Genomic DNA, 24,841 nt, shown 5'->3' on the forward strand with positions numbered 1-24,841 from the left:
CTTAAGCTGTTGTACTATCGATTTGGGACTTTATGAATGCAGCTGCATCATCTGAGGTGTTGCAGCTGTAATTCCATACAGGATAGTCAGCGCTAACTTCCTGCGCGAAGCGAATAACGCTTAAGGACATCTCACTATTCCACATCGGAGAGATGATTCTGTTCATAATAGCCAGAGCTTTAGCTTCCGGCTGCAAATGACTTACAAAATTATTAGGATCCTGACGAAGCAGTACTATTCCTCTAAGCTCATAGTCTTTAGCATCATAGATTCCTGAAGTTCCACACCATGGCATGCCATACGCATATATTTTGCCATCATCACCTTTTCCCAATAGATTCAAATCGCCGTTGATCTGTCTTACGCCGTACAACCTATTCCAAAGCGCTGCATGTGTGCTTTTGCCGATTCCGGATCCGGCAGAAAAGAGAAGAGCCTTGTGATCATACTCTACGGAAACCGAATGTATGGCAAATAAGTTATGGATTCTTGCCATATAAAGGAAAGCGTGACGAATAGCCCAGAATACTTCTTCCTTGGCATTATCAGTATCTTTAACAAAAACAGATACCTTCTGTCCGTCCGGTGATATATGAAGCTCGTCAACATGCTCCCATAACGGGAAAATGAGAATATATTTATCACATGTTTTTATGACGGATACCTCTTTATCACGAATGATCAGTTCACCGGATTTATGTATTACAGGTGCAATATGATAGACATAAATATTCTGGGTTTTATCAGCTGAGCAAGTGTATTCATCATCAGCAAAAGACATAAAGCTATCATCAAACAGTTCTTCCTTGCCGAACAGATTTACGCAGATACCGGCAATATTCATGCTGACATATTTCTTGAGTTTAAGCTTTTTATAAAAATCGGTATCTATAACCATTCCTGAATAACAAAGGGAATCCATAAAGCTTTGAATGGAACGTTTTGCGTCAGGGCGATCTGCCTCGTCTATCTCAAAGTGTTTATAGCAGCTATCAAAGATTTCTTCAATTGTCAGATCTTTGGAGAGTAAATTCCAGATAAAAACACCGGTATCATTTAGAAATAAGCTTTTCTTCCTATCTGCTGCGCTTTGACCATGCGTTAGCAGACAAGGAGTGTCGCCGATATATTCAAGAGTAAAATCGTTATTTCTGATCATAGGTTCCCCACTTTTAAGAAAATACGGTTTAATACGAATAATACCAGCCTATTATAGCATTAAAGCAGCTATTATGTAGGCTTTTTGATTCTTACATGCTATGATTATGAGTATGTTTTAGAAAACAGTAATCTCATATGTAAAGTTTTATAAGAAAAAGTTTTGAATAATCGGGGACAAAGGGGAAACAATGGCATCAAGTATTATACATCTTGCAGTTACTAACGAGCTTATTAAGCACCATGCCTTTAAGGATGAAAACAGACTTAAGTTTGGAGCTATTCTTCCTGATGCAGGTAAAGGTAAAGCAGGTCATTTAAATAAGTATATTTGGGGACGTAATAAAAAGTCTTATGATTTCGAATTATTCAGAGATAAGTTCGGAGAGCTGATGAGGCAGGACGACTTATATCTTGGTTATTATCTTCACCTTGTTCAGGACATATGCTACAGGCACTTTGTATATGACAAGTATCACTGGAATCCCATGATTCCCGGCAATGTAGAGAAACTTCACAATGATTATTCCATAATAAATTACTATGTAACTGAAAAATATGATTTGAAGAATGACATAGTAGCTCCCAAGGACTTTGAGAGGGAATCAATAAATGACCTATGCGTATATGACGTTAACTGGCTTATGGAATCTATGGGGGAATACTTTAAAAAAGTGGATGGCGACATTTTCTTTTTTACCAGAGAAATGGCAGACGAATACATCGCCGAGGCAGTTGAACTATGCTTAAAAGAGCTAAGCGCATTTATGAACGGAGGAAAGCTTATAGAGAGCTACGACAATGCTTGGGATAATAAAATCTACTCTCTTTTAGAAACTACATTAAATACAAGAGATCTTGGCGGCTACAGGATAGATGGAACAGAAAACTACACAAAATACGGGCGATTGATAAGAAGTGATGTTGCAAGTTACCCTTCTGAAAAAGATATAGAATTTTTGAAAAACACTGGTATTACAACCATAATGGATACCAGATCCGTAGATGAAAAAGAAAAAAAGCCTCATGGCCTTGCCAAAGTAGAAGGCTTTGAATATTACGATATTCCTATTCCTGAAGGAAGTGGCGTTCCGGATAGTGTAGAGGCGGTTCCGGATAGCTATATACAAATTGCACATTCAGAAAAAATAAGTAAAGTGTTTAAGACAATAGCTAATGCTGAAGGGGGAGTAATGTTTAACTGTTCTGCGGGAAAAGACAGAACCGGTGTCAATTCTGCTCTTTTATTGTGGCTCTGTGGTGTCAGAAAGAGTGATATCGTATATGACTACATGAGAACCAAGAAAAACAATAAAGAGCGTTTCGAACTGATACATCAGAATTTCCCTGAACTTGACATGAATATTGTGATTCCTAACGAAAATAATATGATTTCTTTTATGAAGATGATAGAAGAAAGCTATGACACTGTGGAGAACTATTTTTCAGCTATAGGCATTAGCAGAGATGAGCAGAAAAAGATAACAGCAAAGCTGACGGAGACTTGAGAAAACTATCAAATCACCGCTCAAACCATTTTAATAGCTGCATTTTCATTTTTTCGACTTTTCCGGTGTAAGGATGTTCTCTTAGAGGGAGATTCCAGAAGGTTTTGCCTGTAAGCACAGTCTGGGGATGAGTGAATTCACGAAAGCCCCATTCGCCGTGGTAAGCCCCCATTCCGCTGTGCCCGGTCCCGTTAAAGGGTACGCCCTTGACCATCATATGTATACATACCTCATTGATGCAACCGCCTCCGTATTGGAGGGTCTGCATAACTTTATTTGCCCATTTCGTATCCTTGGTAAAAACATACATTGCCAACGGATGCTCTCTTTTTTCAATTATATCCAGTATTTCGTCAATTTCATCGTCCTTGTAGGGCACTATGGGCAGCAGTGGGCTGAATAGTTCCTTACGGACAATTTCCTCGTCTGCATTTACAGGGTAGATGATAGTGGGAGCATAGCGAAGTGTATCTCGGTTTCCGTTACCGCCAAAGAGTATTCTGGAACGATATTGCTCCGCTGTCTGAGCGCTATTATCGTAGGCTGAGGTGCTGACGAGGTGCGGATATTCAGCGTTTTCCTCCGGGTGCTCACCAATCTGTCTGGTAAATTCAGCCTTTAGTTCATTGAGAAATTCATCTGCAACCTCTTGAGCTACGGCAATCTGGTTGATATTGATGCAGATTTGTCCGGCGTTGCAGAGCTTGAAAAAAGCAATCTTACGTGCCGCATCCTTTAGGTTAGCGTCCTTACGCACTACGCACCAGTTGCCTGTTTCGCCGCCAAGTTCTAGTGCCAGAGGAGTCAGGTGTCTGGCTGCCTCCGCCATTACATGTTTGGCTACGTTGGGAGAACCTGTATAGAAAATCTTATCAAAGCGCTCAGCAAGGCATAGGTCGGCCACATCGTGACCACCATCTATAACAGTAATATATTCTTCAGGAAAGTATTCAGAAATACATTTTTTTAAGACTTCAGTACAGGCAACCGTCTTGGAACTGGTCTTGATGACTGCAGTGTTACCGCCTGAAATGCATGCTGCCAACACTCCTACCGCAAGCAGCAATGGGAAGTTGAAGGGGCTGATAATAAGTGAGACGCCATAGGGCATTTTATATACCATGGTGGTAACAGAAGGAAAGCACATGATACCGCTGAAATGGCGCTCAGGTCGTGCCCATCGGCGAAGCCCGCGGATAGTCTCGTTGATCTCTGTAATAATTGGGCCGATATCACAAAGATAGGCTTCGACCTTGCTGCGACCAAGGTCCTTTTGCAGAGCTTCCAGAAAAAGAGCTTCGTTGTCAACCATCATCCTTTTTAAGGTCTTTAGGCTGTTAATGCGCCACTCGACATTCAGGGTCTTTCCTGTTCTGAAAAACTGTCGCTGTTTTGACACAATGCTCTGAATGTATTCTGCCGTGTAAACCATAGGAGCCTCCGTACTCAACTAATTCGCTTTTTTGATTTCTAAATATTATAACCTTTCGATAATTAATTATCAATATAACTACTTTTGGGGATGTTTCTATGATACTATGAATTAGTAACCGTCGGGAAAAAAGAATATGGGGGAATTATGGCAAATATTAGTGATAAGCAGCGAAATCATTTCATGTTACGTGGCCCTTTGAGCAAACGGGGCTATGACTGGTGGTGGCATTCATTCACGGCAGAGGATGAGGAAACCGGAGAAGAGAAGCCATTTTTTATTGAGTATTTTACATGCAATCCTGATCTTGCTGAAGATGAACCTATTCTGGGACAACATCCCGGTAGAAAGAAGGATGGCAAGAAGCCATCTTATCTGATGGTGAAGGCTGGCTGGTGGGGCGAAGACGCCACGCAGCTGCATCGCTTTTACCCATGGAAGGATGTAACCCTCCCTTATGATACCAATCTGAATCTCTCCGCGCCTGAATGCAGCTTGACAGAGACGCATATGACCGGTACGGTTACGGTCTCAAAAGAAGAGGCTGATTCTCACCCTGAATATATGAGTGACAGCGGGAGTATGATATGGGACCTTAGTATTGATAAAAAGGTTGCTTTCAATGTTGGCTATGGTGCGAGCAAATTTTTTCAGCGCCTGAACGCTTTTGAGATGTTCTGGCATGCTGAAGGCATGAAAACCGAATATTCCGGTATGATCATCTGTAATGGTCGAAGGTATATAGTAAAACCAAAGACCTGCTACGGCTATGCTGACAAGAATTGGGGCGGAGACTTCACCAGCCCTTGGGTTTGGCTCAGCAGCAATAATCTTACAAGCCTTCTCACAGGAAAAAAGTTGGAAAATAGCGTGTTTGATATCGGTGGTGGGCGCCCTAAGGTTCTTGGAGTAGCTTTGAACCGTAAGCTTCTTTCAGACTTCTGGTATGAGGGCAAGAGCTATGAATTCAATTTTTCCAAATTCTGGACATTTTGTCGTACTAAGTTCGAGTGCAGTGAGACCGATACAGAGGTGTTATGGCACGTTCGACAGGAAACGACTTCTGCTATTATGGATACCAAAATCAGTTGTCAAAAGAAAGATATGTTATTCGTAAATTATGAAGCACCCAATGGCCAAAAGCTCCACAATCGTCTTTTTAATGGTGGAAACGGAGTTGGTATTATTGAGCTCTACCGCAAGAAGGGCGGCAAAACCGAACTGATAGACAGAGTTGAGGCCAAAAACATTGGTTGTGAATTCGGAGAATACGGAGAATTGGGAGAATAATATATGGCGGGGAGTTATGTCGTAATCGAAAAAGCACGTGAACTCGATTATTTGAAGGATTTTGTGGTACTGCCGGATTCTTTTGGCACTGATGCCTACGATAACAGAGAAGACGTTATCGCTATCAGAGCTTGCGTGGACAGCGCATTGGACACCCTTGATGAAAAGACACATTTTTCAGAGAAACTTAATAATAATCGTCCGGTCATTATCAAGCCTAATCTGGTATCAGTCTATCACAACAGCGGTTTTGACAAGGCAGACTATCCTGAGACAACGGATCCTCGCGTCTTTGAGGCAGTAGTAAGGTATATAAGGCGCTTTACCAATCAAATAACCATTGCGGAGTCATCGGGAAAACCCATGCCTACACCTGCAAGCTTTCGAATAGCAGGCTATGACCGAATTGCCAGGTATTACAGAACCGGGCTGGTGGCATTAGAACTAAGGCCTGTTGTGCGGTATATGCTGCCCAAGGCGGAGGTAATGAAGGAGATATATATTCCGGACACGCTTGATGAGGTGGTAAAGGGTAACGCCTTTTATATTTCGGTGCCCAAGATGAAAACCAATCTCTATACCGGTGTGACACTAGGCTTTAAGAATGCCATGGGTACGATTCCCTATTTTCTTAGGGAACGCAACCACAGCTATCTTATCAATAAAAAACTGGCAGATCTGCTCTACCTTTTTAAGCCGGATTTGACTGTCATTGACGGAATTATCGGCGGCGAAGGCAATACGCCTGCTCCTGTGGATCCGGTGCGTGTCGGCAAGATTATCGCAGGTAACAACAGCGTGGAGGTAGACAGGATCACAACCCGCATGATGGGATTTGACCCGGATCAAAACAAGCTGATGATGGAAGCAAAGGCCAGAGGCTTTGGCGACCCTGAGACGGTAATTATTGGAGAGCCGGAGGTTATTCCATTTCGTCCGGCAATCAGCAGCTTTATGGATGAAAAGACGGCACGGGAATTTCCAAATCTGTTGGCACTGGCAGGGCACACCAAGAACGGTGCTCCGGTCATTACAGACAAGGATACTGTAACTCCTGAGCAGGCACTTGCGCTGGAACAGGCGTGTAGTGGAGGATGTCTTGCAGCCGCCAAGACAGGGCTTGACTATTATAACTATAAAAAGAGTGCACGACAGGATTTTTCTCTCTGCATCGTAGAAGGTGAAGGTGTGGAGCTTGAGGGAACGCGATGGTGGTTTGATAAGGCCGGTAAACCATACAGCTTGCAGGATATTGCAGCCTTGCCTATGCACCGTATGGCACTGGGAAATTGTGCTGCTGCAGCTCGCCCAAGTTGCGACTACTTTGCAGAAGGGTGCTGTGATCCTGCTAAATGTATGGCTGTGGTATGTCACGCTGCGGGCGTTACGATGCCAATTATGAGTCCCCAAAATAAGGGACTTGTGCCTACAGTAACAGGTATGCTTGGTACGATACTCACCCGCCGCAGGTTTATCCGAAGTGGCGAATATGTGGACTGCCCTCATGCTCAAGAGGATAGAATTTTTCCTCTTCCGGAGCTGAGCGCAGAGGATGCACAAAAGGACTATATTCCATGGCCCCTTCCTCCTATGTCCAAAGAAGAAAAAAAGGCGCAGTTGAGAGATCAGTGGAAAATTTTGCTATCAGTCATTGGCTCAGGTAGCAGGAAATTCTAGTATTGCACAAATTTCCAAAACACTAAATCTAATATTTCGTAAAAATATATAGATATTTGTCACATTTATAGGAAACTTGATTAATTGTATGAAAATAATGCACAAAAGTAGCAAATTGTGCAAATTATTAAGCAATTATTAAGAAGTTATTACGAAATATTACTGTTAGAATGATGGTGCTCGAGCACGTAACTAAATAGTCAAATATGTGGATATTGGGGGATATCTCGCATGAGGTTCACGAGATTCCACAAACAAAGAAATGGGGAAATGAGTATGAAACAAAGAAATGTGAAATGTTTTATTTCCAAACTGCTAGTCATGCTTCTCCTTGTTAGCACAATGGGAGTGTGCTTCAAGACTAATGTACAGGCTGCCGCGTACAATCTAATGGAAACCTACGGCGCCAAGTACGGTTATTCCGGCAACTGTGTTCACACCTTTATGCTCAGAAATCAGAACACAGTTAATTCCATCAAAAAGGATTCTAACATAGTTACACTTGGAAATGAGTTTAAACCTGATTATCTTCTTGGAAGCAGGTCTGCAACTCTGATTTCAGTTGATGAGGCCAAGAGGCTTGGCTACTACATCCCTTCAAACTACAGGGAGAGTACTGTTCCCAAGATCAACTTTAGCACTGTTGATGAAGCTATGAAACTCTGCTATCAAAATGGTCTTAAGATGAGAGGTCACACTCTGGTATGGCATTCACAGACTCCGACTTGGTTTTTCAGGAATGGCTTTTCAGGCAATGGCGGATTTGTAAATCAGTCTACAATGGATGCTCGTCTTGAGTTCTATGTTAAGACAGTTCTCAATCATGTGTATTCAAGCCAGTATGGAAGCGTAGTTGTATATTGGGATGTTGCCAATGAGATTATGCATGCCCAGAACTCAGGCTGGGAGGCTGTGTATGGAAACAACAAGACAAATGCGGCCTATGTAAAGAAGGCTTTCAATTACGCCTATGAGTGTCTTGAATATTTCAAACTCACAGATAAAGTAAAGCTCTTTTACAATGATTACAACACCTATATGGTAGTTAACGACGAGATCAAGCTTGTGAACTATATCAACCAGGGCAAAAAAGTCTGCGCCGGCATCGGAATGCAGTCTCATCTTAGCACAAGTTATCCATCTGTTGATTACTATACACAGGCTCTTAATGCATTTATAAGAGCTGGGTTTGAGGTACAGATCACTGAGCTTGATATTAAGAACAACGGTGACAATGATCTTAATAATTATTGCTATCAGCTCTTTAAGAATATCAATACAGCCAAAAAGAATGGTGGCAATATTTCCTGCATTACCTGGTGGGGACCATCAGATGCAGAAACTTGGCTCTCAGGCCAGAAGCCACTTATCTGGTCCAACATTGGTGTCAGCAAGCCTGCTTATGATTATGTAGTTAAGGCTTATACTGATGTATTTGGAAATCCTGGACAGAGTAGTGGTGGCAGTGGAAGCGGATCTTCAGAGACTAAGCCTTCAGGAAACACAAATGCTACAGCACGTATAGAGGATGGCTGGTACTATATCAAAAATCCTGCATCTCAGAAATACCTTACTGTTGAAGGCAACAAGGCTGATGGCTGGAACAGCGTTGTTATCAGTTCAGGAACCGGTGTTGACGGACAGAAGTGGTATGTGACAAATAGATCTGATGGTTACGTAACACTCACAAGTAAGCTTGGAAATATCATGATGGATGTTGCTAACGGTGAGAATACTGATGGCGCAAACATTGGAACATATCAGGGCTATGGCGGAAATGCCCAGCAGTTTATCATTAAAACAACCGGAACAAATGGTGTTTATACAATTGGTACCAAGTGTTCAAATGCAGCCAGATTCCTTGATATTTATGAGAAAAAGACAAATGACGGCGCAAATGTTTGCCAGTGGACTTACAACGGAAATGCAAATCAGCAGTGGCAGTTTGAAAAGGTTGAAGAAAATGCTCAGCAGAACCCGGAGCCAACACCTGACCCTGAGCCAACTCCTGAACCAACACCAACACCTACACCGGATCCTACTCCTGTAACAGGGTCAGGTCTTGAACTTGAATATTCTATTAACAGTTGGGGATCAGGCTATCAGGTAAGCTACAAGATTTCTAATAACTCAGGAAATACTGTTGATGGATGGACTCTCAAGGTAAACAAAAATCAGCTTAATATTGATTCAAGCTGGAATGTTAACATTAAAGATTCAGGAGATTATTACGTGATAACACCTGTTGACTGGAACAAGACAATTGCAAACGGAACAAGTATCGAGTTTGGTTCAATTGGTGTTGGCCAGGCAGGTAGCTCTTTTGAATACGTGCTTGAATCTGCTGCAGGAAGCTCTACCGGAAATGAAAGCGGTTCTTCTTCAGGCGGAGAAACAGGAAGTGAAGATCCAAAGCCAGCACCGGAGCCTGAACCTATTCCTGCACCTAATCCCAATTACAATCCTACTGCAAGAATTGAAAACTCAATTCCTTCTAAGTACTCTTCAGTAAGATATGGTGAGGGCTCAGGAACAATTGTGAACATCTCTTACACAGCGCATGATACAGAGGCAAATGGACGAACATATACCAAAAAAGCTAACGTATATTTACCTGCCGGATATAGTACAGATAAAAAGTACAATGTACTCTATCTTTTGCACGGAATTGGCGGAAATGAAAATGAATGGGGAATGACAGGTAATTCATCTACAGTTAAGGCTATAATGGATAACCTCGCATATTATGGAGATATCGACTCCTTCATAGTGGTTACACCAAATGGAAAGGCTTCTGCAAGCGGTTCTGTGAACTCTTTCTACAATTTTGGAGCAGAGCTTAGAAATGACCTTATTCCATATATCGACTCTCATTACAGCACCAATGCTGACAGAGACCACAGAGCTATTGCAGGTCTTTCAATGGGAGGCATGCAGACAATTAATATCGGTATTGGCGAGTGCATGGATCTGTTTAGCTATTTTGGAGCATTCTCTGCTGCACCAACAAGTAATGCTGCTTCTAAGACTGCATCACTACTTAATGGCAACTCATATCCAATCCATTATTTTTATAATGTATGTGGACTTCAGGATAACGTAGCTTATTCAAGCCACTCGCAGGCTGCCAAGAATCTGCCTTCTGTATGTGATCAGTTTGTAGATGGTCAGAACTATATGTGGCAGGAATTAAACGGTGCACATGATTTTAATATCTGGTACCTCGGTTTCTACAATTTTGCTCAGATTGCATTTAAATAAAACAATTGTAAAATTAAAATAAAATTAACGTAATGACGCCTTTTTTCATATCGTAAAAAAGTCAATAGTGATATACTTATTTAGGACACTTTGTTTTTTGCATGAATCCTTGTAGGACGAATCAGGAGGCAATATGAGCGATAAAATGAGACTGGTAACACGAAGTGACTTTGATGGATTGGTTTGCGCAATGATCCTTAAGGAATGTAATCTTATCGAAGACATTAAGTTTGTACATCCCAAGGATGTTCAGGACGGCAAAATTGAGCTGTCCAATACAGATATTACTACCAACTTACCTTATGATCAGCGTGTCTTTATGTGTTTTGATCATCATGAGTCAGAGCTTACCCGTAATAAAGAGATGAAGGACAGGAACAACTGGCATATTGATGGTCACGCTAAATCTGCAGCCAGAGTTGTCTATGATTATTATAAGAAAGAGGGATATGCCCTTGAGCATATTTCAGATGAGATCATGACAGCAGTTGATAAGGGTGATTCAGCTGATTTTACAGAAGATGAGATTCTAAATCCCAAGGACTGGGTTCTTATGAACTTCCTTATGGATGCAAGAACAGGTCTTGGAAGATTCCATGATTTCAGAATATCCAACTATGATCTGATGATGGAACTTATTGATTATTGTGTAAACCACAGTATCAAGGAAGTATTAGAGCTCCCTGATGTAAAAGAAAGAGTTGATCTGTATATGGAGCAGTCTGAGCGCTTCAAGGCTCAGCTCAAAGAAATATCTCATATGGATGGCAAGGTCATCGTAGTTGACCAGAAAGCTGCCGGAGATACAATTTATGCCGGAAACAGATTTATGATCTATGCTCTTTATCCGGAAGCTGAGATATCAGTTCATGTCGCATGGGGCTTTAAAAAGCAGAACACTGCAGTAATGATCGGTAAATCTATTATCAACAGATCTTCCAAGTTCAATATTGGTGAGCTTTGCCTTGAATATGGCGGAGGCGGCCATGCCAATGCAGGAACCTGCCAGATTGATAATGATAAGATAGATTCAGTTCTTCCTGAAATTATAAGTAGGATCAATGCGGGCTAAACCTGCTATTTACTTTTTTACACAAAAAAATAGAGCAGCAAATGCTGATTTCAATGTAACATCGAAATGCAGCATTTGCTGCTTTTTGGTTCAACAGGAATTCCTATGATATAAAAAGCAATCTGCTATGGATTGTGTTATGCTGCCTTCTGAGCTTTTTGAGCTTTCTTTTCATTGTGCTGCTGGATAAGGGTTCTTGCAGCAATGAAGGCAAGTACAAGTGAAAGAGCTACGAGGAGCACAGCGATTATTGACTGGATAAGTGCCCAGTAATCTGCATTTCCACTGGTGTAAGCAGCCATCTTGGAGCTGATTGTCTGAACCAGTGAGCAGATTGTTACGGCGAGCATGAATACCATAGGAACATAGAACATTTTGTTGTTCTTGCCTACGCTTCCAAGCCAGGTGCAAACTGCGAGAAGTCCGATAGCTGCAAGGAGCTGGTTGGCTGCACCAAACAGCGGCCAGATCTTGGTGTATCCATTCATGCCAAGGGCAACGCCCAAAACTACAGTAAGAGCAGTAGATACATAAGGATTGGTGATGACTTTCCTAAGTCCGGTAACATCTTTATTGGTCTGACCATCGTTTAAGAAAAATTCCTGGAACATGTATCTTGCAAGTCTTGTAGCTGTATCAAGAGATGTAAGGCAGAATACTGAAACAGCAAGAATAAGGAGCTGATACATGATATTCTGCATTCCGGGTGCGAAGGTTGCTATCATAGCTGATAAGCCGCCTGCAAAAACCTGAGTTGGACTTGCGTATGTTCCGTCAGAAGCTGCGGCCCATACAAAGCCGATCGCACACAGAGAGATGACTGCAACAAGACATTCGATCAGCATTGAACCATAAGCTACAGGACGAGCATTCTTTTCATTATCAAGCTGCTTGGCACTTGTGCCGGATGAAACTAGTGAGTGGAAACCTGATATAGCGCCGCATGCGATTGTTACAAACAGTGCGGGGAAAGCAGTTCCGGTTGTAAATACTCCTGTGCCCTTAAGCGCAGCATCTCCAAAAGCAGGGATCTGGAAATTGCCGTTTCCTGTTACAACACCACCTACAACAGCGATGATACCTGCAGCGATCATGAAATAGAGAAGGAAAGAGCTGAGGTAATCTCTTGGCTGGAGCAGGATCCAAACAGGTGTAACGGATGCTACAAGGATATATGCTCCGACAATCCACATCCATGCATTGTAGGAAAGTGAGATCGGATGGAAATTAAGGCCTAGTGCTACGATAGCTACGATTCCCAAAACACCAACAACAGAAGCAATTCCTATAGATATATTCTTGCGATAGATAAGGAAACCAAAAGCTATGGCAAGTGCTATAAACAGAATAGAAATCATTGCAGTTGATTCGTTGGCAGCAAGAGTTGCGCCTGTAACAGCATCTCCCTTGGCTGTGGTATTGCCAAAAGTGCTGGCTACAATAGAACTAAAAGCTGCTACAACAAGGATCAGGGTAAGATATCCAAAGGTCAAAAACAGCTTTTTGGCTGCTCTTCCCATTGAATTATCGATGATCTCACCAATTGACTGTCCCTTATTTCTAAGAGAAGCAAACAGAGCACCAAAGTCGTGCACGCCTCCAAAGAAAATTCCACCTATTAAAACCCACAAAAGAACCGGAACCCAGCCAAAAACTGCAGCCTGGATAGGACCGTTTATAGGACCTGCTCCTGCTATAGAAGAAAAGTGGTGTCCCATGACAACCGGTGTTTTGGCGGGAACATAATCCATGCCATCCTCCAGCTCATGAGCCGGTGTCTTTCTATTTGGATCGATTCCCCATTGTTTTGCAAGCCATCCGCCGTAGAATACATATCCTGCCACCAGGACTACAACGCTTGCAAGAAGTAAAACTGCTGCATTCATGATACTTTCTCCTCCTTGTCTCCATCAAGAGACTTTAAATTATTGGTTAAGAGCGTCTTTAGCTCTTTGGCCGCTTTATTAGTGACACAGTTCCGGCTGTCAAGGAATACGCATCCAAGTCTGCCTTCTGTATGTCCTCGGAAATTAAATAGATAACCTTTGTCAAAAGAAAAGCTTTTGATAAGTTTTTGTACCTGGGGCGCGGGAGTTGTATCAGATATAATAACGAAAGTAAGGTATGAGCACATGTGATCCTTTTCAGGGTATTTATTGCCCTTCCTTACGAGCACAGGCTCCATGACCTGTTCCATTGTCATTTTTAGTTCAGATAACAATTTTTCATCTATGGAATCGGTCTTTATGAAAAGAACATGCTCATAGGCCCTGATGGACCAGATGATTGCCTCTTTTTTTAGAACATATTTTTCACCGAGAGAAAAAAATTGTGCGTAGGCGGGGTAAACTTTGCCTTCCAGAGCGTAATCCTCTGTGATGTCAAAATTTGCGCTGTATCTTCTTAAAAGTTCTTTTAAGTATTTATCAGAAGCGGCTCCCATAGGTTATTTGTCTCCCCAAAAATGATTTGTAATAAACTTTATCACTGTGACGCATTATTGCAAGATAACAGAATTAATCTCTTACACATTAATTTTGTAATGTATTTGTTTGCAAAATAATGTACTATAATATCCTGTTGTGACTTTTTTAATAATAAAAAACCGCTCTGCTTACGGGTTTTGTGAGGATATGAGCAGAAACGAGAAATAGGAGATCTAAAAATGCAGAAATCTGAAAGCTTTAGATTAAGTGCGCTACTATCTTTTTCAGGAGGTTTGCAGGATGCATATACTTATAATGTGAGAGATGGCGTTTTTGCCAATGCCCAGACAGGCAATGTGGTTCTGATGAGCCAGAACTTTATGCTGGGTGAGTGGACCAAAGGACTTCGTTATCTTTTCCCGCTTGTTTCGTTTGCTGCCGGAGTATTTCTTGCAGAGAGAATAGAGAGCAGATTTAAGAGCAGCTCCAGAATTCACTGGCGGCAGATAGTTCTTTTGGTGGAGATCGTTATGCTTGTAATTGTTGGCTTTTTGCCTGCTTCCTGTAGCATGATAGCAAATATGCTTGTATCTTTTGCATGCGCCATGCAGGTTCAGACCTTTAGAAAAGTTCACGGATACGGCTATGCCAGCACCATGTGTATAGGAAATCTTAGAAGCGGGACAGAGAGCCTTTCACAGTTCATCAGGACCGGGGAAAAGAAATCCCTTTATAAATCTCTTCATTTCTTTGGGATCATCATTATATTTGCCATAGGAGCCGGGATAGGCGGAGTATTATCGGGTAAACTCGGGATCACTACGATATGGATATCACCACTGATACTTGTTTTAGTGACTTTGATGATGATAAGAGAATGAGCGTAAGACTTTTATAAATCTGAAATCTGGTATTAATAAAATAAACTAAACTGAATATTTTTATAATACCAAATGATGGGTATATTCTTTAACATGACAAAGCGTTAAAGGAGAAGACACATCATGAAGGTAGCAGCAATTAACGATCTTTCCGGATTTGGTAAGTGTTCATTAGTGGCGGATATGACTGTTCTGGCAGCTATGGGGATACAATGTTGTCCAATACCCACAGCGGTATTAAGTGCGCAGACAGGATATCCGTCATATTTTTTTAAAGATCTTACAGGAATAATTCCTGAGTATCAGACAAAATGGCATGAACAGGGAGAAAAATTTGACGGCATAATAACCGGCTTTATGATGAGCAGCAAACAAGCGGGAAACAGCCTTGAATTTATCAGAGAGTTTAAGTCATCAGAGACTAAAGTACTGGTTGATCCGGTTATGGGAGATGACGGTAAGACTTATAGGAATTATTCAAATGAGCTTTTGGAAATCATAAGAGAAATGGTAAAAGAGGCAGATATAATAACTCCCAATTTAACTGAACTGGTCCTTCTTGCAGGTGAAAACCCTGACAGGATAATGGGACTAAAAGGAGATGACTTGATAGAGGAAATATACAGACTCTCGATGCTTACAGGAGGAGATAAGGGCAAGACAGTGGCTGTTACAGGTATTCCTCTTTTAAAAGACGGAGTTGTGGGGAATTTCATTCTCGAGAAGGGGGAGAGAAAGGTTGTTACATCAGAAAGTAACGGAGTCCACTACTCAGGAACGGGAGATTTGTTCGCAGCGGTATTTCTTGGAGAAATACTAAGAGGAGGAAGTGCTTATGATGCTGCGGAAATAGCGAGTGATTTCATTCGCACTTCGGTAAATGACACACCTGATGATATGCCGCCTCGTGCAGGAGTTGAGTATGAGAAGAATCTGAAAATGCTGATAAGATGAGGATCAGCTATAAATGATCAGCTATAAATGATCAGATAAGGGTAAAAATAAAGTATTTGAAAAAAGAAATATGAGAAAGTGGGGAAGACATAATGGAAAGAAAAAACAGCAGAATCTACAACATGGCGCTTTGCGGAGTATTTGCAGCACTCATTACAGTTTTTACCGCCTATATAGGACATGTTCCTGTAGGTGTAAATGGCGGTTATGTTCATTTTGGCGACGGACTGATTTACCTTGCTGCCGCGATACTTCCAATGCCATATGCAATGCTGGCTGGCGCCATAGGAGGAGGGATTGCAGATCTTCTGACAGCACCTGCCTGGGCTATAGCAACTGTGATGATCAAGATGCTCATAGTCATTCCGTTTTCAAACAAGGGAAATAAAATAGTCAGTAAGCGAAATATTGTGGCACCTGTTATTTCATACTTTATTTCGGCTACAGGTTACTTCCTTGCCGAGGCATTATTATTTGGAACAAAGACAGCTATTCTTACAAGCTTTTCCGGGAGTCTTGTACAATCATCAGGCAGTATGATCTTTTTCCTGATGCTTGGAGTAACTTTGGACAGAGTTGGTTTTAAGGCTAAAATGGGGGCATGAAATGGCAGATATAATTTATACATACAAAGACAGCGTATATGCAAATATTACTAATAAGTGCAATTGCAGATGTACCTTCTGTATTCGTTTTGTAAAAGACGGAGTAGGAGATGCCACGACTCTATGGCATCAGGTTAACCCGACTCTTAGAGAAGTACTTGATGCGATTAAAAACTTTGATTTTTCAGGCTACAAAGAGCTTGTTTTCTGCGGCTATGGAGAGCCTACGTGTCAGCTTGATATTCTTTTAGAGGCTGCTGCTTATGCAAAGAAGGAAAAAGGACTTAAAATAAGGCTCAATACAAATGGGCAGGGCTCTGTAGAAAATGGCAGAGACATAGTTCCTGAACTTGCAGGGGTGATAGATAGCGTCTCCGTAAGTCTTAATGCTCCTTCCCAAAAAGAGTATGAAGAGGTAACAAGACCTCAGCATGACAACGCCTTTGAAAGTATGATCAAGTTTACAAAAAGGTGCAGAGAAGAAATTGGAGACGTCAGATGGTCAATTGTTGATGTCCTTCCACAAGAAGAAAAGGACAGGTGCATAGCCCTGTCCAATAAATACGATATTCCTCTTAGGATAAGAAAGAAAACTTAAATCAGTCCTGCGAACGCAGTTGCAAGTATTACAGTGAGAATTCCGGCAACTGCAATTGAAAGAGAACTCATGGCTCCTTCTATTTCTCCGATTTCCATGGCCTTGGCAGTGCCAATAGCGTGTGCTGCTGTTCCAAGAGCAAGACCCTTGGATATAGGCTCATGGATTCGGAATATCTTACAGATAAATTCACCTAGTATATTTCCCAGAACACCGGTAATTACTATGACGGCAACTGTGATAGTCACATATCCGCCAAGTTCCTCAGATACGCCCATTCCGATAGCTGTAGTGATGGACTTGGGAAGCAAAGTTACGTAGCTTTCATGAGAAAGCCCCATGAGCTTGGATAAGACAAATACGGTTACAAGGCTCGTCAGAACGCCTGATAATATGCCGAGCATTACTGCCTTGGCATTATTCTTGAGCAGTTCCCATTCTTCATATAAAGGAATGGCAAGGCAGACTGTGGCTGGCGTCAGGAGCCAGCTAAGGTACTTGGCACCTTCGCTATATGTGTCGTAGTCAACACCGCAGGCAAACAGGAAAAGAATTGTTGCGATGATGGATATGAGAAGAGGATTCAAAAATCCGAATCCAAATTTCTTTTTAAGGTATGTACCAAGACTATATGATAAAAGGCTTATTGTAACTCCGGCATAAGCGCTGTTTTGCATAAATTCACTCATCACGCTGCCTCCTTGTACTCATTGGTAGTCTTCTTACTCTTTCTGATTATTACCTGAGAAACAAGGCCGGTTGCAGCCATAACAGTGAATATTGTGATAACTGTAATTACTGATACAGGGAGAAGCACGCTCTGCAGAACACTCCAGGATGACATAAGTCCTACACCTGCCGGAATGAACATGACCGGCATGATCTCTATCAGGAATTTCCCTGCATCTTTTACCTGTTCAAGCTTGATAACTCCTGTAAGAAGAAAGACGAACATGAAAACCATTCCGTAAATACTTGCAGGAATTGGTAGCGGAAGATATGCCTTACAGATTTCTCCCATAAGAGAAACAGCAAGAATAATTAAAAACTGCTTTAAAAACTTCATTTATAAACACCTCATTATATAAAAAATCCTTACACATTATACTCGTTGTGAAAAAAGAAGCAAGTCGATAAATGGTTTCTAACTTTTGATATCGATATCATGGTATTATTGATGTGTTGGCTTTTTTACAAATAATAAACATACATATCGAGGCATAAGAAAATGGTTAACATTAGTGAGGGTAACATCTTTTATCCTGTTGGCAAGGGCATGCTGAGGCTGATGCTCATGCAGGGAGGTATTGTCAGAACATCTTTTTCACAGGATGGAGTATTTGATCCAAGGCAGGGGGAGGATATAAATACGCTTCCGCCGGAGAAAAACTGTGAAGTCATTCAGGGGCAAAATGAAATAGTGATAAGAACCCCGGATATTCAAATTAAGATTAATGAAGAGACGGCAGCTGTTTCATATATGGACATAAATGGCAGATCTCTTTTAACTGAAAGGGCAGTTTGTCCAAGGCAGCTTGAACAGATAAGTCTTTATAGAGTTTCTGATAACAAAAGCGCTATAGTTGAAGAAATTGCTACAGCTGACGGGATCAAGAAGAAAATAAAAGCTGCTGATAAGGAAGAGTACGGCTCTGCTTATAAGACCAGGACCTATTTTGAGTTTGCAGAAGATGAGATGCTCCTTGGCTTTGGACAGGGAGAAAATGGCGAATGGAATCTTCGCGGCAGTACCTATTATATTCATCAGGCTAATCGTAAGATAGCAATCCCCATGGTCGTATCGACAAACAAGTATGGAATTTTGCTTAGCACCAAGTCACCGGCTCTTTTTTCCGAAAAAAATGGAGTATCTTTTGTTCAGACTGAGGCGGACTATTATCTGGATTATTACTTTATTCCGGGCACAGTCACAACCGATGTTATAAAAGGCTTCAGAAAGCTCACAGGCAGAGCTTCCATGCTTCCTAAATGGGCTTATGGATATATTCAGTCCAAAGAGAGGTACAAAACTCAGGAAGAAATGTTGGAGGTCGCCAAAGAGTTTAGAAGAAGGAAAATAGGGATTGACTGCCTTGTTCTTGACTGGCTTAGCTGGGAAGATGGCAAATGGGGACAGAAAAGCTTTGATAAGAGCAGGTTCCCTACGCCCAAAGAGATGACTGATGAGCTTCACCGGATGGGAATCCATTTCATGATGTCCATTTGGCCGAATATGAGTCCAAATACTGAAGATAATGCAGAATTTAAGGCATTAAATCTTTTACTTCCGGGAACTGATATTTATAATGCCTTTGATGAGAAGGCGAGAAATCTGTATTTTTCACAGGTTGAAAGAAATCTGCTCCCTTCAGAAGTTGATGCCTTTTGGTGCGACTCAAGTGAACCTATTACGCCTGAGTGGGAGCATCATATAGAGCCTGAGGATGGAGAAAAATACTGCGAATTTAAAACAGATGCGGGAAATATCATGCCACTTGAAATGGCTAATTCCTATGGGCTATATCATGCTATGACAATATGGGACGGCCTTAGGAGGATCAGGCCTGATAAAAGAGTGGTCAACCTGACCAGAAGCGGCTGGGCCGGAAGCCAGAAATACGGAACAATACTTTGGTCCGGAGATGTCTCTGCAAGTTGGGATTGCCTTAGAAAGCAGGTAAGAGCAGGTCTTCAGATGGCAGCAAGTGGAATGCCTTACTGGACACTTGATGCAGGAGCATTCTTCGTTAAAAGAGGATTTCAGTGGTACTGGAATGGTGACTACGATGGAATCAACGAAGACTACAAAAAGCTCTACACAAGGTGGCTTGAATTTGCAGCTTTTTTGCCAATATTCAGATCTCATGGAACTGATGTCAGCAGGGAGCCCTGGGCCTTTGGCGACGCCGGAGATAAATACTACGAGGCGATAGTAAGTGCAATTAAGGGCAGATACAGACTCTTTCCGTATATTTATTCTGTGGGTGCTATGGCGTGCATCAGGGATGACATGATAATAAGACCGCTGTTTTTTGATTATCCTGAAGAAGAGAATATATGCGAAATATCAGATCAGTATATGTTCGGGCCAAGCCTTATGGTCTGTCCTGTTCTGGATGAAGATGACAAGCTCAGTATATATCTGCCTGCCGGAAATGACTGGTACGACTATTACACAGGAGATTTTTATGAAGGCGGAAGGACTATAGACTATAAATGTCCAATTGACAGAATTGCTGTTTTTGCCAAGGCCGGCAGTATAATTCCTGTTACGGAGCCTTTAGACTCTACAGAATACTATAACGGACAGACAATCGGTGTCAGGGTATTTCCTGGAAAAGATGCCTATTTTGACCTCTACGATGATGATGGCGAATCAAATGGATATGAAAGAGGTGAGTATAGTATCAGCAGGATTATCTGGGATGATAAAGCAGGCAAAATTATTTGTGATAACAAAAAATTGAACATCAAAAAATATGATTAACCTAGTGTCAAAAAAATATATTTGTGAGCGAATACTATATATAGTATTCGCTCTTTATATTTTCATAATAATTGTTTTTGCTTTTTTAATGCTTTCTTAATCGTTTTCGTAAATGAAATTCCGTATACTATATATAGATATTTACCTTTTTTCATTTTGATTCGTATAAATAATTGTGACGTTCCAAATTAAAAAAGATAAAAAGGTATTTGATCGAAGTTAGGAGGGCATATGAGAAAAGTAACTTGCATTAGAAGATTTAGTGAAATGAGTGTTGCGTTTATGGTGCTGGGGCTTACCGGTCTTATCTGGGGATCACTAATGTTGTATTCAGGAATAAGCTGCTATTTATATAATCTCTCTATTGGATTTGGAGCTACAAATCTTATAGTAAATGCAGTTATCAATGGATCAGTGATTTTGGTAAGCGGGATAGTACTTATGATACTGTGTCTCTTTTCATTATTCCCGATCATCAGCAAATTTAAGGTTGATTTTATCTGGGGATTATCTTTATCATCACTTTTCTTTGCTGTAGTTGGAATTATCAGAAATCTCTTTATGAAATCAGATGTATTCTCTGAACTGGTATCATTATTAACTGTTATTGTATGTGGGATTATTTTCTATATGGTGAATTACACCAAGAGACAGATGGATAAAAGAGCACTTAGAACAAGTGCGCAGCCGGACATGGCTCTTCGGAAGGTTGGATAAGAGTAATTACCTTCCCTGAAGAGCTATCATATCAACGTGTTTGAGAACACCGATATCTTCTAAAAGCCTTATCATTCTATAAACAGTAGCAGAGCCTACTGTTTTATCCTTGGCAGAAACCTTGTGGTATATTTCCTTGCAGGAAGCTCCATCGCTGCTGAGGATGATGTCTATTATCAGCTTTCGCTGCTTGGTTATTCTAAATCCCTTATCTTTTAAAAGTGAAATCACGAATTCGTTACTCATGATACCCCCGTCTGATGCGTATAGAATGGTTAGCTTTTGCTAACGAAAATTATAACGCATTATTATTCTGTTAGCAATAGGTAACTTTCTGTGATATAATTACGTGTCGAAAGGGTATATGAAGCCCATAAATAAGAGGAGCAATTATGGATACTACAACAATTATTGCTGCAGTAGTATTACTGGCAGCATTGTCTTTACTTATTTTTATGATGAGGAGAAAGCTTACTCATGGAAGTTCCTGCTGTGGAACGCATGAAGCTTCAGAGCGCAAGATCAAGGTTGCTGATAAGAAGATCAGCAATTACAGCTATCACTATGAAGTCAAAATAGGGCAGATGGTGTGCAGTAACTGTGCGACCAGAGTAGAGAATGCTTTTAACAAAAATGATGGCATCTATGCCAAGGTTGATCTGGAAAATAAGAGAGCTATAGTCCATGCCAAACGCGAACTTGGCAGAAATGATGTTGCACAGTTTATGAATGGACTTCCGTACGTTATTAAGGATTTTAATGATATAAAACTGTGATAAATAGTTCTTATCACAAACGATAAAATCAATCAAATATTCAATTCTGTACCCCGATGCTATGATATTACTATCAAAGCGTAAGCAAACATAAAGCAACAAAGGTAATTGTTATGTCTTGTAATGGTGGTAGTAAAGGGGAACAGAAAATGGGAAATATTCTTGCATTTGGAGATTCTAATACCTGGGGACTTATTCCCGGATCATTTCCATACAGAAGATACTCTGAGAAGGTGCGCTGGACAGGCGTACTTCAGAAAAAAGTCAGGAATATGAGAGTTCTTGAAGAGGGCTTGTGCGGCAGGACAACTGTTTTTGAAGACAAGTACAGATCCGGCAGAAAGGGCGTCAATACTCTAAAGAAGATACTCGCAGGTAAATCCTCTTTTAATTCCGTAGTTCTGATGCTTGGAACAAATGATTGCAAAAAAGATTATGCTGCATCTCCTACAGACATTGGCAGAGGGATTGAGGAGTGTATAGACCAGCTCGAAGAATATGTTTCGCCTGAAAAAGTTCTTTTGGTTTCTCCTATATATCTTGGTGATGAAGTATGGAGACCGGAGAAAGACCCTGAGTTTGATCTGGCTTCTGTTAATACCAGCAGGCAGTTAAAGGGAGTATATGAGGAAATTGCAAAGAGAAGAGGAGTAAACTTTCTTGCAGCTTCTGATTATGTTTCTGCTGATGAGAAGGATGATGAACATCTAAATGAAGAAGGACACCGCATCTTTGCAGATGTTATTTATGATAAATTAAGAGAAATGAAAGTTGTTTGATATATATGATAAAGGGAACAAAAGTCAAAAAGCTTAGCATGCCTGCATGTTAAGCTTTTTGACTTTATGTCCTAAATAAAGGCCTTTGCCGCTGATATTTTATCAGAATTTCTCTACTTCAGGCTCGTGTGTAAATGAACTGAAAGTAGCAGTAGCATTTTTTAAATAGAATACTTCTGTATTTCCGTCATCGGCCTTGTACATGTTCTGAAGTGAAGGATATGCATCAAGCATGGACTGGCGAGCTTCGATTCTGTCATCTTCTACAAACTCTGCTGCAACTCTGAGCCATTCGCCGTTTTTGAAAGCACAGATTTCAGCCTTTGGGTTAGCATGAAGCTGCTTGGATACTTCTTTTACCTTACCTGTCTGGATATAAAGTTTATCTTCAAAAATGTGTGCTGTTCCAAAGGGTCTTACTCTTGGCTGATCGCCTTCAACAGTAGCCAGATAGTAGGTTCCTGCTTCTTTTAAGAACTGTTCTACTCTTTTCATGATTAAACCTCCAATATAAATGATGTTTTATGAAAATGATTATATCACGCAAATAGATTGTACACAATTTATAGAGAGACTTCTTTTTACATGTTCCTTGAAGCTATGATCCAAGATGTCATTTAAACAGGTCACTCTCTGCCGCTCCAGCAGTAGGTACACAGGTTACATGGCTCAAGCGGAATTGCTTCAATCATATCATCAAGTCTGTGATAGTGAAGAGATGTGAAATTGAGATCTTTTCTGATTTCTTCCAGCATTGCATCGTATTCCGGAGAATCAGGGTCTGTATATTTCCTTACGGTCTCTTCATCAGGTGAAGGATATCCTTCAAGTTTTTCTATAACTCTTCTGGTTATCAGCTCCATTTCAGAGTTGGAACGAGAGAAGTTAAGGTATTTACAACCATAGATGAGAGGAGGACATGCGGGCCTTATATGAACCTCGCTTGCACCACTCTTATATAGAAATTCTGTCGTTTCTCTTAGCTGGGTTCCTCTTACGATAGAGTCGTCAATGAGAAGAAGGCTCTTATTTCTGATGAGCTGGTTAACAGGAATCAGCTTCATCTTGGCAATAAGATCACGTCTTGACTGGATAGTAGGCATGAAGGATCTAGGCCAGGTTGGTGTGTATTTAACAAAGGGTCTTGAATATGGGATCCCTGAGGTGTTGGAGTATCCGATAGCATGAGCTACACCGGAATCAGGTACACCTGCTACAAGATCAGGGTGGATGCCTCTTTGCATATCTCTCTGGGCAAGCTTGCCGCCGCAGGCATATCGTATATTTTCTACATTAAGCCCTTCGTAGGTTGATGCCGGGAAACCATAATAAATCCACAGGAAAGTGCAAATACGCATTTCGCTAAAGCCCGGAGCTACAATCTCTACAGATTCCGGAGTGATAAAGGCGATTTCTCCCGGTTCCAACTCTTTATATGCGGTATAACCAAGGTTTAAATATGAAAAGCTCTCAAAGCAGACACAGAAACCTTCATCCTTCTGACCTATCTGGACCGGTGTTCTTCCGAAACGGTCTCTGGCTGCATAAATGCCTTCTGATGTCATGAGCAGAAGAGACATAGAGCCTTTGATTATTTCCTGTGCATAGCGAATTCCTTCTACGAGTGTAGATTTCTGATTGATGATTGATGCTACCAGCTCAGTAGGGTTGATGTCTCCGCCACTCATCTCAAGGAAATGTGAGTGGTTATCTTTAAAGAGCTGATTAGTGATTTCGTCGATGTTGTTGATCTTGCCAACAGTAGTGATTGCGAATGTTCCGTGATGAGATCTGACAATAAGCGGCTGAGGCTCGTAGTCAGAAATACAGCCGATACCAAGATGACCTTCCATCTTGAGCATATCGTCTTCAAATTTAGGTCTGAAATATGACCTCTCAATGTTGTGGATAGAACGATCGAACCCTTTCTTCCTGTCGTAGACGGCCATACCGGCACGACGGGTTCCTAAATGTGAGTGATAGTCAGTTCCGTAGAACAGATCAAAAACTGCACTTTCACGAGATGCTACTCCAAAAAATCCTCCCATGGACTCCTCCTAAAGCGTGATTTTAGTACTAGTAACTTAAAGAAAATGCTTACGGGAAGTATCATACCACAGACAAAAGGAATTTTATATTGAAATATGTGTGAAAAATAAAAAATCCCTGTCACGCCCAAATCTTGCAGGATTTTAAAAAACGTGACAGGGATTATCTGAT

General features: G+C 41.2%; 22 protein-coding genes. 13 read left to right on the forward strand and 9 right to left on the reverse strand.

The features are described 5' to 3' along the window. Nucleotide 1 precedes the first annotated feature (1 nt). Nucleotides 2-1,159: a PqqD family protein gene (locus BPR_RS19675; RefSeq protein ID WP_013280401.1), complete on the reverse strand. Its 1,158-nt coding sequence runs from the start codon at nucleotides 1,157-1,159 to the stop codon at nucleotides 2-4. Nucleotides 1,160-1,349: 190 nt separating this feature from the next. On the opposite strand from BPR_RS19675, the gene BPR_RS21260 reads away from it, so the two are divergent. After that, nucleotides 1,350-2,666, forward strand: a complete 1,317-nt coding sequence (locus BPR_RS21260) for a tyrosine-protein phosphatase (protein ID WP_013280402.1) — start codon at nucleotides 1,350-1,352, stop codon at nucleotides 2,664-2,666. Between the two features lie 13 nt (nucleotides 2,667-2,679). Here BPR_RS21260 and BPR_RS05155 read toward each other — a convergent pair whose 3' ends face one another. Further along, on the reverse strand, nucleotides 2,680-4,098 hold the full coding sequence (locus BPR_RS05155; RefSeq protein ID WP_042256596.1) for an aldehyde dehydrogenase family protein: 1,419 nt from the start codon (nucleotides 4,096-4,098) through the stop codon (nucleotides 2,680-2,682). A 147-nt stretch (nucleotides 4,099-4,245) separates the two neighbouring features. Here BPR_RS05155 and BPR_RS05160 point away from each other — a divergent pair, with 147 nt between their 5' ends. The 4 genes from BPR_RS05160 (at nucleotide 4,246) to BPR_RS05180 (ending at nucleotide 11,398) form a co-directional block, all read left to right on the forward strand. Continuing rightward, nucleotides 4,246-5,388, forward strand: coding sequence for a tocopherol cyclase family protein (locus BPR_RS05160; protein WP_013280404.1), 1,143 nt, complete (start codon nucleotides 4,246-4,248; stop codon nucleotides 5,386-5,388). 3 nt (nucleotides 5,389-5,391) lie between these two features. Next, nucleotides 5,392-7,065, forward strand: coding sequence for a DUF362 domain-containing protein (locus BPR_RS05165; protein ID WP_013280405.1), 1,674 nt, complete (start codon nucleotides 5,392-5,394; stop codon nucleotides 7,063-7,065). 276 nt (nucleotides 7,066-7,341) lie between these two features. Further along, a complete protein-coding gene (locus tag BPR_RS20315) occupies nucleotides 7,342-10,326 on the forward strand; it encodes an endo-1,4-beta-xylanase (protein WP_167531148.1) in 2,985 nt (994 codons plus the stop codon). A 133-nt stretch (nucleotides 10,327-10,459) separates the two neighbouring features. After that, nucleotides 10,460-11,398 carry a DHH family phosphoesterase gene (locus tag BPR_RS05180; RefSeq protein ID WP_013280407.1) on the forward strand — a complete coding sequence of 313 codons (939 nt, stop codon included), beginning with the start codon at nucleotides 10,460-10,462 and terminating at the stop codon, nucleotides 11,396-11,398. A 137-nt stretch (nucleotides 11,399-11,535) separates the two neighbouring features. Here the strand turns inward: BPR_RS05180 and BPR_RS05185 are convergent, their stop codons facing one another. Both BPR_RS05185 and BPR_RS05190 read right to left on the reverse strand, forming a co-directional pair. Continuing rightward, a complete protein-coding gene (locus tag BPR_RS05185) occupies nucleotides 11,536-13,284 on the reverse strand; it encodes a carbon starvation CstA family protein (protein ID WP_013280408.1) in 1,749 nt (582 codons plus the stop codon). Further along, nucleotides 13,281-13,841, reverse strand: a complete 561-nt coding sequence (locus BPR_RS05190; protein ID WP_013280409.1) for a hypothetical protein — start codon at nucleotides 13,839-13,841, stop codon at nucleotides 13,281-13,283. The genes BPR_RS05185 and BPR_RS05190 overlap by 4 nt, the downstream gene beginning before the upstream one ends. A gap of 222 nt (nucleotides 13,842-14,063) precedes the next feature. On the opposite strand from BPR_RS05190, the gene BPR_RS05195 reads away from it, so the two are divergent. From BPR_RS05195 to BPR_RS05210, 4 genes are all read left to right on the forward strand, one after another. Beyond that, on the forward strand, nucleotides 14,064-14,705 hold the full coding sequence (locus BPR_RS05195; RefSeq protein WP_013280410.1) for a YoaK family protein: 642 nt from the start codon (nucleotides 14,064-14,066) through the stop codon (nucleotides 14,703-14,705). 123 nt (nucleotides 14,706-14,828) lie between these two features. Beyond that, nucleotides 14,829-15,659 (forward strand): bifunctional hydroxymethylpyrimidine kinase/phosphomethylpyrimidine kinase, encoded by an 831-nt coding sequence (locus tag BPR_RS05200; protein ID WP_013280411.1) that lies wholly within the window; start codon nucleotides 14,829-14,831, stop codon nucleotides 15,657-15,659. A 92-nt stretch (nucleotides 15,660-15,751) separates the two neighbouring features. Next, nucleotides 15,752-16,264, forward strand: a complete 513-nt coding sequence (locus tag BPR_RS05205) for a TIGR04002 family protein (protein WP_013280412.1) — start codon at nucleotides 15,752-15,754, stop codon at nucleotides 16,262-16,264. 1 nt (nucleotide 16,265) lies between these two features. Then, nucleotides 16,266-16,862 carry a TatD family nuclease-associated radical SAM protein gene (locus tag BPR_RS05210; protein ID WP_013280413.1) on the forward strand — a complete coding sequence of 199 codons (597 nt, stop codon included), beginning with the start codon at nucleotides 16,266-16,268 and terminating at the stop codon, nucleotides 16,860-16,862. Here BPR_RS05210 and BPR_RS05215 read toward each other — a convergent pair. Further along, nucleotides 16,859-17,551, reverse strand: a complete 693-nt coding sequence (locus tag BPR_RS05215) for an LrgB family protein (RefSeq protein WP_013280414.1) — start codon at nucleotides 17,549-17,551, stop codon at nucleotides 16,859-16,861. The genes BPR_RS05210 and BPR_RS05215 overlap by 4 nt on opposite strands. Then, nucleotides 17,551-17,928, reverse strand: a complete 378-nt coding sequence (locus BPR_RS05220; RefSeq protein ID WP_013280415.1) for a CidA/LrgA family protein — start codon at nucleotides 17,926-17,928, stop codon at nucleotides 17,551-17,553. The genes BPR_RS05215 and BPR_RS05220 overlap by 1 nt, the downstream gene beginning before the upstream one ends. A gap of 162 nt (nucleotides 17,929-18,090) precedes the next feature. Here BPR_RS05220 and BPR_RS05225 point away from each other — a divergent pair, with 162 nt between their 5' ends. Continuing rightward, nucleotides 18,091-20,349, forward strand: coding sequence for a glycoside hydrolase family 31 protein (locus BPR_RS05225; protein WP_013280416.1), 2,259 nt, complete (start codon nucleotides 18,091-18,093; stop codon nucleotides 20,347-20,349). Nucleotides 20,350-20,580: 231 nt separating this feature from the next. Then, nucleotides 20,581-21,066 (forward strand): hypothetical protein, encoded by a 486-nt coding sequence (locus tag BPR_RS05230; RefSeq protein ID WP_013280417.1) that lies wholly within the window; start codon nucleotides 20,581-20,583, stop codon nucleotides 21,064-21,066. Between the two features lie 6 nt (nucleotides 21,067-21,072). Here BPR_RS05230 and BPR_RS05235 read toward each other — a convergent pair whose 3' ends face one another. Then, on the reverse strand, nucleotides 21,073-21,312 hold the full coding sequence (locus BPR_RS05235) for a Fur family transcriptional regulator (RefSeq protein WP_013280418.1): 240 nt from the start codon (nucleotides 21,310-21,312) through the stop codon (nucleotides 21,073-21,075). A 146-nt stretch (nucleotides 21,313-21,458) separates the two neighbouring features. Between BPR_RS05235 and BPR_RS05240 the strand changes: the two genes are divergently transcribed. Together BPR_RS05240 and BPR_RS05245 are read left to right on the forward strand one after the other, a co-directional pair. Further along, nucleotides 21,459-21,842, forward strand: a complete 384-nt coding sequence (locus BPR_RS05240; protein WP_013280419.1) for a heavy-metal-associated domain-containing protein — start codon at nucleotides 21,459-21,461, stop codon at nucleotides 21,840-21,842. 149 nt (nucleotides 21,843-21,991) lie between these two features. Further along, a complete protein-coding gene (locus BPR_RS05245) occupies nucleotides 21,992-22,621 on the forward strand; it encodes a GDSL-type esterase/lipase family protein (RefSeq protein ID WP_013280420.1) in 630 nt (209 codons plus the stop codon). Between the two features lie 102 nt (nucleotides 22,622-22,723). On the opposite strand, the gene BPR_RS05250 is transcribed toward BPR_RS05245, so the two are convergent. Further along, nucleotides 22,724-23,116, reverse strand: coding sequence for a pyridoxamine 5'-phosphate oxidase family protein (locus tag BPR_RS05250; RefSeq protein WP_013280421.1), 393 nt, complete (start codon nucleotides 23,114-23,116; stop codon nucleotides 22,724-22,726). 131 nt (nucleotides 23,117-23,247) lie between these two features. Next, entirely contained in the window at nucleotides 23,248-24,669 is a 1,422-nt protein-coding gene (locus tag BPR_RS05255) for an amidophosphoribosyltransferase (protein ID WP_013280422.1), read from the reverse strand. Nucleotides 24,670-24,841: the final 172 nt, after the last annotated feature.

Source organism: Butyrivibrio proteoclasticus B316, assembly GCF_000145035.1.
Taxonomy (GTDB): domain Bacteria; phylum Bacillota; class Clostridia; order Lachnospirales; family Lachnospiraceae; genus Butyrivibrio; species Butyrivibrio proteoclasticus.

Excerpts from the sequence above, each read along its gene's own strand:
- BPR_RS05215 (WP_013280414.1), bottom strand. The coding sequence starts at position 17,551 with ATGAGTGAATTTATGCAAAACAGCGCTTATGCCGGAGTTACAATAAGC.
- BPR_RS05160 (WP_013280404.1), top strand. The coding sequence starts at position 4,246 with ATGGCAAATATTAGTGATAAGCAGCGAAATCATTTCATGTTACGTGGC.
- BPR_RS05220 (WP_013280415.1), bottom strand. The coding sequence starts at position 17,928 with ATGAAGTTTTTAAAGCAGTTTTTAATTATTCTTGCTGTTTCTCTTATG.
- BPR_RS05225 (WP_013280416.1), top strand. The coding sequence starts at position 18,091 with ATGGTTAACATTAGTGAGGGTAACATCTTTTATCCTGTTGGCAAGGGC.
- BPR_RS05235 (WP_013280418.1), bottom strand. The coding sequence starts at position 21,312 with ATGAGTAACGAATTCGTGATTTCACTTTTAAAAGATAAGGGATTTAGA.
- BPR_RS20315 (WP_167531148.1), top strand. The coding sequence starts at position 7,342 with ATGAAACAAAGAAATGTGAAATGTTTTATTTCCAAACTGCTAGTCATG.
- BPR_RS05180 (WP_013280407.1), top strand. The coding sequence starts at position 10,460 with ATGAGCGATAAAATGAGACTGGTAACACGAAGTGACTTTGATGGATTG.
- BPR_RS05185 (WP_013280408.1), bottom strand. The coding sequence starts at position 13,284 with ATGAATGCAGCAGTTTTACTTCTTGCAAGCGTTGTAGTCCTGGTGGCA.
- BPR_RS05245 (WP_013280420.1), top strand. The coding sequence starts at position 21,992 with ATGGGAAATATTCTTGCATTTGGAGATTCTAATACCTGGGGACTTATT.
- BPR_RS05210 (WP_013280413.1), top strand. The coding sequence starts at position 16,266 with ATGGCAGATATAATTTATACATACAAAGACAGCGTATATGCAAATATT.
- BPR_RS05240 (WP_013280419.1), top strand. The coding sequence starts at position 21,459 with ATGGATACTACAACAATTATTGCTGCAGTAGTATTACTGGCAGCATTG.
- BPR_RS05200 (WP_013280411.1), top strand. The coding sequence starts at position 14,829 with ATGAAGGTAGCAGCAATTAACGATCTTTCCGGATTTGGTAAGTGTTCA.
- BPR_RS05255 (WP_013280422.1), bottom strand. The coding sequence starts at position 24,669 with ATGGGAGGATTTTTTGGAGTAGCATCTCGTGAAAGTGCAGTTTTTGAT.
- BPR_RS05195 (WP_013280410.1), top strand. The coding sequence starts at position 14,064 with ATGCAGAAATCTGAAAGCTTTAGATTAAGTGCGCTACTATCTTTTTCA.
- BPR_RS21260 (WP_013280402.1), top strand. The coding sequence starts at position 1,350 with ATGGCATCAAGTATTATACATCTTGCAGTTACTAACGAGCTTATTAAG.
- BPR_RS05205 (WP_013280412.1), top strand. The coding sequence starts at position 15,752 with ATGGAAAGAAAAAACAGCAGAATCTACAACATGGCGCTTTGCGGAGTA.
- BPR_RS05250 (WP_013280421.1), bottom strand. The coding sequence starts at position 23,116 with ATGAAAAGAGTAGAACAGTTCTTAAAAGAAGCAGGAACCTACTATCTG.
- BPR_RS05165 (WP_013280405.1), top strand. The coding sequence starts at position 5,392 with ATGGCGGGGAGTTATGTCGTAATCGAAAAAGCACGTGAACTCGATTAT.
- BPR_RS19675 (WP_013280401.1), bottom strand. The coding sequence starts at position 1,159 with ATGATCAGAAATAACGATTTTACTCTTGAATATATCGGCGACACTCCT.
- BPR_RS05155 (WP_042256596.1), bottom strand. The coding sequence starts at position 4,098 with ATGGTTTACACGGCAGAATACATTCAGAGCATTGTGTCAAAACAGCGA.
- BPR_RS05230 (WP_013280417.1), top strand. The coding sequence starts at position 20,581 with ATGAGAAAAGTAACTTGCATTAGAAGATTTAGTGAAATGAGTGTTGCG.
- BPR_RS05190 (WP_013280409.1), bottom strand. The coding sequence starts at position 13,841 with ATGGGAGCCGCTTCTGATAAATACTTAAAAGAACTTTTAAGAAGATAC.